The 12,776-nt window shown below is 43.7% G+C and carries 12 protein-coding genes; 5 read left to right on the top strand and 7 right to left on the bottom strand.

The features are described 5' to 3' along the window. Positions 1 to 29: 29 nt before the first annotated feature. Both mnmG and mioC read right to left on the bottom strand, forming a co-directional pair. Positions 30 to 1,919, bottom strand: coding sequence for a tRNA uridine-5-carboxymethylaminomethyl(34) synthesis enzyme MnmG (gene mnmG / locus L5M29_RS19255; protein WP_263169516.1), 1,890 nt, complete (start codon positions 1,917 to 1,919; stop codon positions 30 to 32). A gap of 439 nt (positions 1,920 to 2,358) precedes the next feature. Continuing rightward, complete coding sequence (mioC, locus tag L5M29_RS19250; RefSeq protein ID WP_219235712.1) at positions 2,359 to 2,799, bottom strand: FMN-binding protein MioC; 441 nt, start codon at positions 2,797 to 2,799, stop codon at positions 2,359 to 2,361. Between the two features lie 250 nt (positions 2,800 to 3,049). Between mioC and L5M29_RS19245 the strand changes: the two genes are divergently transcribed. Further along, positions 3,050 to 4,603, top strand: coding sequence for an oligopeptide:H+ symporter (locus tag L5M29_RS19245; protein WP_263169514.1), 1,554 nt, complete (start codon positions 3,050 to 3,052; stop codon positions 4,601 to 4,603). A 90-nt stretch (positions 4,604 to 4,693) separates the two neighbouring features. On the opposite strand, the gene mnmE is transcribed toward L5M29_RS19245, so the two are convergent. From mnmE to rpmH, 5 genes are all read right to left on the bottom strand, one after another. Continuing rightward, entirely contained in the window at positions 4,694 to 6,055 is a 1,362-nt protein-coding gene (gene mnmE, locus L5M29_RS19240) for a tRNA uridine-5-carboxymethylaminomethyl(34) synthesis GTPase MnmE (protein WP_263169512.1), read from the bottom strand. A gap of 106 nt (positions 6,056 to 6,161) precedes the next feature. Next, positions 6,162 to 7,790: a membrane protein insertase YidC gene (gene yidC, locus L5M29_RS19235; RefSeq protein WP_105250801.1), complete on the bottom strand. Its 1,629-nt coding sequence runs from the start codon at positions 7,788 to 7,790 to the stop codon at positions 6,162 to 6,164. Between the two features lie 3 nt (positions 7,791 to 7,793). Next, entirely contained in the window at positions 7,794 to 8,048 is a 255-nt protein-coding gene (gene yidD, locus L5M29_RS19230) for a membrane protein insertion efficiency factor YidD (RefSeq protein ID WP_006083829.1), read from the bottom strand. After that, a complete protein-coding gene (rnpA, locus tag L5M29_RS19225) occupies positions 8,015 to 8,371 on the bottom strand; it encodes a ribonuclease P protein component (RefSeq protein ID WP_105250802.1) in 357 nt (118 codons plus the stop codon). Before rnpA ends, yidD begins: the two co-directional genes overlap by 34 nt. Before the next feature lie 15 nt (positions 8,372 to 8,386). Next, entirely contained in the window at positions 8,387 to 8,524 is a 138-nt protein-coding gene (gene rpmH / locus L5M29_RS19220; protein ID WP_006083827.1) for a 50S ribosomal protein L34, read from the bottom strand. 445 nt (positions 8,525 to 8,969) lie between these two features. Between rpmH and dnaA the strand changes: the two genes are divergently transcribed. From dnaA to recF, 4 genes are read left to right on the top strand one after another with little or no spacing between them, the layout of a single operon-like run. Then, positions 8,970 to 10,358 (top strand): chromosomal replication initiator protein DnaA, encoded by a 1,389-nt coding sequence (gene dnaA / locus L5M29_RS19215; RefSeq protein ID WP_006083826.1) that lies wholly within the window; start codon positions 8,970 to 8,972, stop codon positions 10,356 to 10,358. A gap of 19 nt (positions 10,359 to 10,377) precedes the next feature. Next, positions 10,378 to 11,478, top strand: coding sequence for a DNA polymerase III subunit beta (gene dnaN, locus L5M29_RS19210; protein WP_105250803.1), 1,101 nt, complete (start codon positions 10,378 to 10,380; stop codon positions 11,476 to 11,478). Then, entirely contained in the window at positions 11,453 to 11,683 is a 231-nt protein-coding gene (locus tag L5M29_RS19205; RefSeq protein ID WP_263169510.1) for a hypothetical protein, read from the top strand. The genes dnaN and L5M29_RS19205 overlap by 26 nt, the downstream gene beginning before the upstream one ends. Next, the gene (recF, locus tag L5M29_RS19200; RefSeq protein WP_263169508.1) at positions 11,680 to 12,762 is read left to right on the top strand and encodes a DNA replication/repair protein RecF; all 1,083 of its coding nucleotides are present in this window, start codon (positions 11,680 to 11,682) and stop codon (positions 12,760 to 12,762) included. Before L5M29_RS19205 ends, recF begins: the two co-directional genes overlap by 4 nt. The last annotated feature ends 14 nt before the right edge of the window (positions 12,763 to 12,776 follow it).

The raw sequence follows: 12,776 nt of genomic DNA, 5'->3' as shown, positions 1-12,776 counted from the left end.
TATGACCTAAGCAGCGATTAAGCTAGCTTTTACGCACTCTTACGTAATAAGCCACGCTTTTTGAGGTGAACTAACAAAATTGAAATAGCCGCAGGGGTAATGCCAGAGATCCGTGACGCTTGACCTATGGTTTCTGGTTTGTGGTTATTTAACTTAGCAATCACTTCATTCGATAAGCCTGGTACTTCTTTGTAATCGAGCGTCAAAGGTAAACCTGTGTTCTCATTACGCACAGCTTTGTTGATCTCTTCCTGCTGACGTTGAATATAACCAGAATACTTAACTTGGATCTGAACTTGCTCAGCCGCCAGTGGATCTTCAAGCCCTGGACCAAAACCTTCGATCTGCATCAACTTGCTGTAATCCATTTCTGGACGACGCAGTAATTCTTCAAATGATGCTTCGCGAGAGATCGGCGTATTCAAGTGTGGGTTTAACGCATGGATCAAAGGTGAATTTGGATGCACCCATTGAGCGCGCAAACGTTGTAACTCAAGTTCGATCGATTCTAACTTCTCACTAAATGCCGCCCAGCGAGTGTCGTCAACTAAACCTAATTCGCGGCCTTTTGCCGTTAAGCGAATATCAGCGTTATCTTCACGGAGTAACAAACGGTATTCGGCACGGCTAGTAAACATGCGGTACGGTTCTTTGGTACCCAGAGTTGATAAATCGTCAACTAGTACTCCAAGATATGCTTCGTCACGGCGTGGACACCAGGCTTCTTTGCCTTGTACTTGCAGTGAGGCATTCATGCCTGCTAATAAACCTTGAGCACCAGCTTCTTCATAACCTGTAGTGCCGTTTATTTGGCCTGCGAAGAATAAACCGTTGATCGCTTTGGTTTCTAATGAGTTTTTCAGATCTCTTGGATCGAAGTAATCGTATTCGATCGCATAACCTGGACGCATGATTTCTGCGTTTTCCATGCCTTTGATCGAACGTACTAAATTCAACTGTACATCGAAAGGTAAACTAGTAGAGATCCCGTTAGGATAGATCTCATTGGTATTTAAACCTTCTGGTTCGATGAAGATCTGATGCGAAGATTTATCCGCAAAGCGGTGGATCTTGTCTTCAATCGATGGGCAATAACGTGGACCAATACCTTCGATGACGCCTGAATACATAGGGCTTCTGTCTAAACCACCACGAATAATTTCATGGGTTTTTTCATTGGTGTGAGTGATCCAGCAAGAAATCTGTTTTGGATGATGACTGATATCCCCCATAAATGACATGACAGGTAACGGAGAATCGCCTTTCTGTTCAGCCATTTGAGAAAAATCGATCGTGTTTGCATCGATACGTGGCGGTGTACCTGTTTTTAAACGGCCGACTCGGATCGGTAATTCACGTAATCGATTTGCTAAAGCAATCGCTGGTGGATCGCCTGCACGGCCACCGCTGTAGTTTTCTAAGCCTATATGAATTTTGCCGCTTAAGAATGTACCTGTTGTTAATACAACAGCTGGAGATTCAAAAGCTAAACCCATTTGGGTAACTACACCAACTACTTGATGATTTTCAACAATTAAGTCATCTACTGCTTGTTGGAAAATACGTAAGTTAGGTTGGTTTTGTAATATATTTTGGATTTTTTGACGATACAGTGCACGGTCAGCCTGTGCTCGTGTTGCTCGTACTGCTGGGCCTTTACTTGAATTTAAGGTTCTAAATTGGATCCCTGCATAATCGGTTGCGATTGCCATTGCACCACCTAAGGCGTCAATTTCTTTCACTAAATGGCCTTTGCCTATGCCACCGATCGCTGGATTACATGACATTTGTCCTAACGTATCGATATTGTGCGTTAGTAATAATGTTTTTGATCCCATTCTTGCTGCTGCCAACGCGGCTTCAGTTCCGGCATGACCACCACCAACAACAATAACATCAAACCGTTCATGAAAATGCATGCCACTACCTTCAATTGCTAAGAGACTCAGTACGAGCCGAGCATTTTAGCATTTGCTTCGTCTTAGGTGAATGATCATTTTACGCTGTTCGATCGAGATGATCCGGACTAATAGATCTTAAGATCTTTATATAGATCTTCTTATTATGTTTACTATTAGGATCGCGTTTTTCTGTGCATAACCCAAATTCATGATATAAATCATTAATTAGCGCGATCTTGATCCTGTGATCTGATCGCGATCTAACGTCATTAAACATGGGGATAGATCGCCTACTTATCCACAAGGCGGATCATTAAGCAGATCGGACTGTGAATAGTACAGAGGTTGATCAGATCTAAATAATAGCTTATCCACATGTTTATACTTTAAATAAGTAAATTGTGGATAAATAGGATCTAAACTGTACATAGATCGGGACCTTATCCAATAAGCGATCTTAAATGTCCTGTTGCCATTGTACTAACCATGCAAGGGCTGGGTCTTCCGGCACAGGATCAAGCTGTACATCGATCTGGATCTTATCCACAAAGGCTTTTGCATCGCAGTCTTGAATGGCCGAAATTAATTTTTCTGGGCCTTGGCAAAAGGTATCGTAACTTGAGTCACCAATTGCACATAAGGCAAAGTTTACTTGGCTGAGATCCGGTTTTTGCTCGGTAATTTCGTTGAAAAAAGGCTGAATATTATCTGGAAGATCACCAGCTCCATGAGTTGATGACACGATAATCCACAGTGCATGGGTGTCTATTTCGCACAATGTTGGGGTTAAATGAACTTGAACTTGGTGTCCTTGCTCCGTTAACTGGGCCATCATTTCGTCGGCAACATACTCTGCACTGCCCAATGTTGTACCAACGATTACTTCAATCTTTGCCATTATGATTTCTCAGTGTGTTGTTGTTTTTAAAACTAATTTCAATTAAATAGATAGCTGAATGGCTATTATTATGTTCATCATAAAGGAAATGTGGATAGGACCACAGAAGCAATACGTGATTTTTGCAGTTTTTGCATCCTTTATATAAGGTTGGTTTCGCTTACATGTTACCTTTAGCTTCTTGATACATAATTAATATATTTAAAAAGTTAATTTCATTTAAAATCAAATAATTATAATAGGATGATCCATGACAACACCCGTAAATGCGCCCCAGTGGCCACGGCAAATTCCTTACATCATAGCCAGTGAAGCTTGTGAACGTTTTAGCTTTTACGGTATGCGGAATATTCTTACCCCATTCTTGATGACAGCACTTTTGTTGTCTATTCCAGAAGAACTGCGCGGAACTATGGCTAAGGATGTGTTCCATTCCTTTGTCATTGGAGTGTACTTTTTCCCGTTACTCGGTGGTTGGATTGCCGATCGTTTTTTCGGTAAATACAATACTATCTTATGGTTAAGTTTAATTTACTGTGTTGGCCATGCGTTTCTCGCTATTTTTGAACACAGTATTCAAGGGTTTTATACGGGATTATTTTTAATTGCGCTCGGATCGGGTGGGATTAAGCCCTTGGTTTCTTCCTTTATGGGGGATCAATTTGATCAAACCAATAAAACATTGGCGCAGAAAGCGTTTGATCTGTTTTATTTTACGATTAACTTTGGCTCCTTCTTCGCCTCGTTATCTATGCCATTACTATTGAAATATTATGGTGCTGCGGTCGCATTTGGGATCCCTGGTGTCTTAATGTTTATTGCAACTGTGTTCTTCTGGTTAGGCCGCAAACGTTATGTGCATATGCCACCCGAACCGAAAAATCCCCATGGTTTTTTACCCGTTATTCGTACCGCATTGCTCACTAAAATCGCTGGTCAAGCCAACATAGGTTTAGTGTTAGCTTTAGTTGGGATAATTTCTGCAGCGTATGCCTTAGTGAATATTCCAACCTTAGGTATCGTTGCTGGTTTGTGTTGTGCGTTAGTGCTAGTGATGGGATTTGTTGGCGCAGGGGCTTCATTGCAACTCGAACGCGCTAGGGGGATCCATCCGGATATCGCCGTTGATGGGGTACGCTCAGTACTACGGATCTTAATCTTATTTGCGTTAGTGACTCCTTTTTGGTCTTTGTTCGATCAGAAAGCGTCCACATGGATACTGCAAGCAAATGATATGTCTAAACCGGATTGGTTTGAACCCGCCATGATGCAAGCTTTAAACCCATTATTAGTTATGTTATTGATCCCATTTAATAACTTTGTGTTATATCCGGCGATTGAGCGCATGGGGATAAAGTTAACTGCTTTGCGTAAAATGGGGGCTGGGATTGCCATCACGGGCGTGAGTTGGATAGTCGTTGGTAGCATTCAATTGGTGATGGATGGCGGCTCGGTATTATCAATATTTTGGCAGATTGTGCCCTATGCTTTGCTCACCTTTGGTGAAGTATTAGTCTCTGCCACTGGGCTAGAGTTTGCCTACAGCCAAGCGCCTAAAGCCATGAAAGGCACTATTATGAGTTTTTGGACCTTATCGGTGACCGTCGGTAACTTATGGGTGCTACTAGCGAACGTCAGTGTGAAAAGTCCGGTAGTGACGGAACAAATTGCCCAGACGGGGATCAGTATTACCGCATTTCAGATGTTTTTCTTCGCAGGTTTTGCCATCTTGGCAGCATTGATGTTTGCGCTTTATGCAAGATCCTATCAAATGCAAGATAATTACCGCCACGTCGAATCATGAGTTAGTCGATGAGTGGAAATATTCAGTTGTAGATAAAAAATCAGCCCATATTGTATGGGCTGATTTATATGGAAATAATATTAAGGTTAGTTATTTTCCGATACAGAAAGAGCTAAAAATTTTGCCTAAGAGATCATCTGAGGTGAAGCGGCCAGTGATTTCTGATAGTGCTAATTGGCACATGCGTAACTCTTCTGCCAGCAGTTCTCCTGCTAGATACACTTCTAATTGTTCTTTACCCAATTGCAGATGGCTTGCGGCTAGTTCAAGGGCTTCTAAGTGACGACGCCGGGCGATAAAGCCACCTTCGAGGTTACTCTGGTAGCCCATGAGTGATTTTAAATGCTGCTTTAACTGTTCAACACCTAAGCCCGTTTTGGCCGAGATCCGGTAAACACTATAACCTTGTTCTTCGGTCATCATTAAGTCTTCGCCAGTGAGATCGGCTTTATTGCGGATCACTGTTACACCTAAATTTGAGGGCAGGCGATCGACAAAGTCAGGCCAAATATCATGGGGATTAACGGCGGCTGTGGTGGTGCCATCAACCATAAATAACACCCGATCGGCATTGTTTATTTCATTCCAAGCGCGTTCTATGCCAATTTGTTCAACGGTATCTGTCGTATCACGTAGGCCTGCGGTATCGATAATGTGCAGCGGCATGCCATCTAAGTGGATGTGCTCACGTAATACATCCCGTGTTGTACCAGCAATTTCGGTAACAATAGCCGATTCTTTACCGGCTAAGGCGTTTAATAAGCTGGATTTTCCGGCGTTAGGACGACCCGCGATCACGACTTTCATGCCTTCGCGGATGATAGAACCTTGTTTAGCACTGGCTTGCACTAGGTCAAGTTTGTCGATGATTTTATAGAGTGCATTGGCAATTTTGCCATCACTTAAAAAGTCGACTTCTTCATCGGGGAAATCAATCGCAGCTTCTACATATAAACGTAGGTTAGTGACTTGATCCACCAGCTCATGGACTTCCTTAGAAAATTCACCCTGGAGTGATTGCAGCGCACTTTTAGCCGCTTGCTCACTGGTGGCATCGATAAGATCGGCAATCGCTTCGGCTTGGGTCAAGTCTAGCTTATCGTTCATAAAGGCTTGTTCGCTGAACTCACCGGGTTTGGCTATTCGAATACCACCGACTTCCATTACACGTTTGATCAGCATGTCTAGAACGATTTGGCCGCCGTGGCCTTGAAGTTCCAATACATCTTCGCCAGTAAAGGAATTGGGGCCTTTAAAAAACAGCGCTATGCCTTGGTCGATTACTTGGCCTGTTGCACTTTTAAAGTCGCAATAATCGGCATATCTCGTTTTAGGAAGATGACCCAATACGGCCATAGCCACATCACTGGCCTTGTTGCCTGAAATTCGGATGATGCCAACGCCGCCACGTCCGGGCGCGGTGGCTTGAGCCACGATAGTGTCAGTTGTCACGGAAATACCCACCAAACTAATATCTACCAAATCATGTAAAGGAAAAGGCGGCTAATTAAGCCGCCTTTAGTATTATTTTCACTTTATGCTTTGCTAAAGGTAGGGCTTATTTTAAGCCTTTTTTCTCAAGACCTGCATAAATAATCTTCTGCTGCGTGATGGCAACTATGTTACCTACTAACCAGTACAGTACTAGACCCGATGGGAACCACAGGAAGAATACGGTAAAGATTACTGGCATCCATTGCATCATTTTCACTTGCATTGGATCCATTGTCGGCGCAATTGGTTGCATCTTCTGCATTACAAACATAGAGACGCCCATCAGCAGCGGCAGTATGTAGTAAGGATCTTGTACTGATAAATCGTGGATCCACAGCATAAATGGTGCATGACGTAATTCGAAGCTTTCTAGCAATACCCAGTATAAGGCAATGAAGATTGGCATCTGTAAAATAATAGGTAAACAGCCACCCATAGGGTTAACTTTTTCTTTCTTATACAGTTCCATCATGGCTTGACCCATCTTTTGACGGTCATCACCAAAGCGTTCTTTCAAATCTGTCAGCTTAGGTTGCAGGTTACGCATCTTAGCCATTGAGGTGTACTGCGCTTTTGTCAGCGGGAACAGTAAACCACGAACGGTTAATGTGATCAGAATAATTGCCACACCCCAGTTACCGACGAATGATTGATAGAACATCAATAACCAGTGAATAGGAACCGCTAACCACCATAAGAAACCGTAATCGACCACTAGATTTAGGGTTTCAGAAATCGCTGACAGTGCCGCTTGATCCTTAGGACCTACATAGAACTGTGAGCTAATTTCTTGGCTGGCACCAGGTGCAATATCGTATACCGCGCCGCGGAAACCAATATTAGCTAGACCGCCAGCACTGACACTAGAAAAAATGGTGTTACTGTCAGTTGCGGGTGGCACCCAAGCTGAAACGAAATAGTGTTGTAACATGGCTGCCCAACCGCCTAAAGTGGCTTGGTTCAGGTTACTTTTGGCCATGTCGTCAAAGTTGTATTTTTCATAGCGCACATCATTCGTTGAGAACGCACCACCACGATAGGTAGGCATCATCATGCTGCTTTCAGATGGCTTGATCGTTTGTTTAATCTGACCGTACATCTGAACTTGCAGCGGTGCTGCTGAAGTGTTGTTGATTTTATAGTCAACATCTATGTTGAACTTACCGCGATGGAATACGAACACTTTAGTGTAAGTCACACCATTGTCAGCGATATAAGTTAACGGTACTTCTAAGGTATCTTGGCCTTCGGCTAAGGTATATTCAGTTGCCGTTGTGCTAAATGCGGCACGGCCTTTTGCGCTGCTATCGATACCATCGCGACCAATTAGGCCGCTTTGAGCGATATAAGTGAAATCATTCGTTTGCTCAAGCAATACGAATGGTTGATCTTTCTCTAGTTCTTTTTTGTGCGAAACTAACGCAGCAAAAACGATGTCACCACCCACTGGATTGATCTGAATGTCTAACTGATCTGTTTTTACCGTAATCAGTTTGCTGTTTGCAGTAACTGCAGCAGCAGGAACACCTGTATCAGCTTCTGGAACATCGGCACTGTGCGAGCTTGCCGCGTTCGCCACTAAGGACGATTCGGTTGCAACGGGTTTAGGAGCTTTGTCTGCTTGCCACTGTTGCCACAGCAAAAAGCTGACAAACAGTAGTCCTATGAGCAATATATTGCGTTGAGATTCCATAGCCTATTTATTACACCTATCATTTTTAGGGGGGACGGGATCACTACCGCCGGGATGTAAAGGGTGACATTTTAATATGCGTTTCAATGCAAACCAACAACCTTTCGCGGTTCCATGCACTTTTATTGCTTCAATAGCGTAGTGAGAGCAGGTGGGATTGAAACGGCATCGAGGGCCCAGTATAGGGCTTATGAATACTTGATAGCCACGAATTAACGTGGTCGCTAGCCATTGTAGCGGCGACTGAGTTTGCGCCATAGCTTTTCTATCAATTTGTTGATTTCAGCGTTTTCCATTTCCATCACGCCATTTCTGACAAGCACAACAATATCAAGATGAGGAATGTCGTGTTGATTTAAGCGAAAACTATCTCTGATCACGCGCTTAATACGGTTACGTTGATTGGCGCGTTTTACATAGCGTTTAGCAACAGTAAGGCCCATACGCGGATGTTGTTCCGTGTTAGGAATAGCGAGCAAGGTAATTTCAGCAGAAGATGCTTTGATGGGATTGGAAAATACAGATTTAAATTGCGCGGGAGTTAACAAACGTAACTCCCGCGAAAAGGTATAGCTAGTCAACTAGTTACCCACTTATTAAGCAGATAAACGAGCGCGACCTTTCGCACGACGACGTGCAAGCACCTTACGGCCGCCTACAGTAGCCATACGAGCGCGGAAGCCGTGAGAACGCTTGCGCTTCAGGTTGCTAGGTTGAAAAGTACGTTTACTCATGATGGCAATCCGTCTTTGTTATTAGTGAACATATCCTTATCTCTAGGATAGAGGTAAGGGCAAAAAAGAGGCCGAATTGTAATCACAATACTTAGTCACGTCAACAACGAAAGTAAGTAAGTGCTTTATTTCTGCCAGCGTATCCTTAGATCAACCCCCAGAATACACCATAAGATGTGGATAACTCTGTGTACGGACACTACATGTAGTAGTGCAGGGGATCTTCGAGCCGATCGAAGGGGCGCCATTATAGATCAATGTGGATCGCTTAATAAAGCAGGATTTGCGGTTAGTGCTGAATAAAAGGATCGTTTTGGATCTTTGATGATCGAGGATATCCACATAGAATGATCTCGCTGGGGATAAATATTTTTTAAGGATAGCGATCCTTGAGATCTCGCTATAGAATACACCTCTTTTTTGATGATCTTTTGGGGATAACTAAGTGGCTGTTTCACTTTGGCAACAATGTATCGGACGACTGCAAGATGAGCTTTCTGCTCAGCAGTTCAGTATGTGGATCAGACCGTTACAAGCCGAAATGGATGGAGATACTCTGGTGCTTTATGCGCCCAACCGCTTCGTGCTTGATTGGGTCAGAGATAAGTACATCAATATCATTAATCAGTTCTTTACTGAGCAAATGGGTAGCGACGCGCCTAAATTGCGTTTCGATATAGGTAGTCGTCCTTCGGCGAAAAAGCCTAGTGTTCCAGCACCGATTGCGCCAACTCGTGTAGCGAATACCCAAACTAAAGCGACGGTAGGCACGACGTTTAATGTCCAAGCCGAGCCTATGGCGAACGCGAATCACCGCAGTAACATTAATCCGAGCTACCAGTTTGATAACTTCGTAGAAGGTAAGTCTAACCAATTAGGTAAAGCTGCGGCGTTACAAGTGGCTGAAAATCCGGGTGGTGCTTATAACCCACTATTTTTATATGGCGGAACAGGTCTAGGTAAGACTCACTTGTTGCACGCTGTTGGTAACGGGATCATTAAAAATAATCCTAATGCCAAAGTGGTTTACATGCATTCCGAGCGTTTTGTCCAGGACATGGTTAAAGCGCTGCAAAACAATGCGATCGAAGAATTTAAACGTTACTACCGTAGCGTCGATGCCTTGTTTATTGATGATATTCAATTTTTTGCCAATAAAGACAGATCCCAAGAAGAATTCTTTCATACCTTCAATGCGTTACTTGAAGGGAATCACCAAATTATTTTGACTTCAGATCGTTATCCAAAAGAGATCGACGGTGTTGAAGACAGATTGAAATCGCGTTTCGGTTGGGGTTTAACTGTGGCTATTGAGCCACCAGAGTTAGAGACCCGCGTAGCGATCTTGATGCGTAAAGCTCAAGAGAGCGGCATTAATTTGCCCGATGAAGTGGCTTTCTTTATTGCTAAGCGTTTACGTTCAAACGTGCGTGAGCTCGAAGGGGCGTTAAACCGCGTTATCGCCAACGCTAACTTCACTGGTCGGCCAATTACTATTGATTTTGTTCGTGAAGCCTTACGTGACCTCTTGGCACTTCAAGAAAAATTAGTCACTATAGACAATATTCAGAAAACCGTAGCTGAATACTACAAGATCAAGATGGCTGATATGTTGTCTAAGCGTCGTTCACGCAGTGTCGCGCGCCCAAGGCAAGTGGCAATGGCGTTATCCAAAGAATTAACTAACCAAAGCTTGCCGGAAATTGGTGATGCTTTTGGTGGTAGAGATCACACCACAGTGTTGCATGCCTGTCGTAAGATTGCTCAGCTACGGGAAGAGAGCCACGACATTAAAGAAGATTATGCTAATTTGATTAGAACCTTATCTTCTTAAAACAAGGAATTTGGACACGATGAAATTCTCAATTGATAGGGATGCCCTATTAAAGCCGTTGCAATTGGTGTGTGGTGCGGTAGAAAGACGCCATAACTTGCCCATTTTGTCTAACCTCCTTGTAGAAGTAAGTGGTCACTCACTTAAGCTGACTGGTACAGATTTAGAAGTCGAACTCGTGGGCCAAGCTGTGGTTCACGGTGATATCGAAGAAGGTCGTACTACGGTTCCAGCGAAGAAACTGCTCGATATTGTTAAGTCTTTGCCAGAACAAAGCGAACTGAAAGTCGAACAACAAGATAATAAATGGTTGCTGCGCTCAGGCCGTAGCCGTTTTTCCTTAGCGACTTTGCCCGCAGAAGAATACCCTAACGTTGAAGCCTTCCAAGCTGAGATTGAATTTAGCTTGAAGCAGGGCGTGTTGAAGTCGATTATCGACTCGACGCAGTTTTCGATGGCTAACCAAGATGTACGCTATTACCTCAACGGTTTATTGTTTGAAACTGAAGGTAATGTGTTGCGTGCGATAGCGACCGACGGCCATCGTTTAGCCTTAAGTCATCGTACGATTGAAGCACAATTACCAGAAAAACAAGTCATTGTGCCCCGTAAAGGCGTAATTGAAATGGCGCGCTTATTGGAGTCTGACGATCTCGATATCACCATTGCTATTGGTGATAATGCTATTCGTGCCACCACGGCTAACACAGTATTTACCAGTAAATTAGTCGATGGTCGCTTCCCTGATTATCGCCGTGTATTGCCAAAGGGCGGTGATAAAATTGTGATTGCGAGTCGTAATCACTTGAAGCAAGCGCTGACGCGGGCTTCTATTTTATCCAATGAAAAATTCCGTGGTGTGCGTATTCAACTCGAAAATGGTTTGCTCAAGATCACCGCTAATAATCCTGAACAGGAAGAAGCGGAAGAAATCATTGATGTGGAATACAACAATCAGGCCTTAGAAATTGGTTTTAACGTCAGTTACTTACTGGACGTGCTCAACAACCTTAAGTCCGATGATGTGCGTATCACGCTCATTGATGGTAACTCCAGCGCCCTAATCGAAAACCATTTGGAAGAAGATTCCATGTATGTGGTTATGCCGATGCGCTTATAAACCATCGATTTTTACGTTACCCGTGTCTGTACCTCTGTCTTCGATGTCTATGCCGCTTAACGGCGGCACAGTGTTAAATGCACAGCATTGGCCATTCTTTCACTCATTTACCGATAGTCTTAGCCTGTGGCAGCGATTGAGTTGCTCGTTAAGTGCTATGAATCCTTGCCTACGCCGTTTACGCGGCTTAATGAGTAATGCATGAGCCTGACCCGTCTCAATATCGAAGCGTTTCGCAACATTCAGTCCGCACAGTTAATCCCCGCACCTGGGATTAACGTGATTTATGGTCAAAATGGCAGCGGAAAAACCAGTATTTTAGAGGCCATTTATTTCCTCGGTATGGGGCGCTCGTTTCGAAGCCATTTATCCCAACGAGTGATTAATCACGATGACGATAAATTAACGCTATTTGCGACTTTAAATTTAGCGCGCGGTGACAGTAAAATTGGTTTACGCCGATTTCGCAATGGTGAGACGGAAGTGAAAATCGACGGCGAAAAAGTCAAACGTCTGTCGACCTTAGCCGAAGCTTTACCTATTCAAGTGATCACACCTGAAAGCTTTTCTTTACTGTTTGAAGGCCCAAAATCCCGTCGACAATTTATCGATTGGGGCGCATTTCATGCTGACCCACAGTTTTATGGCGCTTGGACGAATGTTCGTCGCATTCTTAAGCAAAGAAATCAATTACTTAGGAACGGCTCAGCTTACAGTCATATTCAATTTTGGGACCAAGAGTTTGTGCGCTATGCCGAGCAGGTCACCGAAATACGAAACCATTATGTAGACTCGTTAAATGAGCTACTTAAGGGTATAATCGGGGAGTTTTTACCGAGTGTAGATGTGAAGGTTTCATTTACGCGCGGCTGGGATAGTAAAACGGATTTTGCAGAACTACTCGAAAACCAATATTCCAGAGATTTGGCCACAGGTCATACCGTCAGCGGTCCCCATAAAGCTGACCTTAGACTTCGTGTAGGCACTTTGCCGGCGCAGGATGCCCTGTCCCGTGGTCAATTGAAATTATTAGTCTGTGCACTGCGTATTGCACAGGGAAAGTTGCTCAAACAACAAATAGATAAAAACAGTATTTATCTTGTGGACGATCTTCCGTCCGAGTTGGATGCACAGCATAGGCAGCTATTGCTTAAGCAGTTAACGGATACCGGAGCACAAGTTTTTGTGACCGCCATTGATCCTGCTGCAATAGTCGATTCGTTACACACGCCTCCCAGTAGGATGTTTCATGTGGAACAGGGACGTGTAACGGTAATTGAATAACCATTGAGAGAATA

The organism is Shewanella sp. SM95 (assembly GCF_025653595.1).
Taxonomy (GTDB): domain Bacteria; phylum Pseudomonadota; class Gammaproteobacteria; order Enterobacterales; family Shewanellaceae; genus Shewanella; species Shewanella oncorhynchi.
The sequence above is the reverse complement of the archived record's forward strand: the minus strand, read 5'-3'. Positions and strand labels throughout refer to the sequence as shown.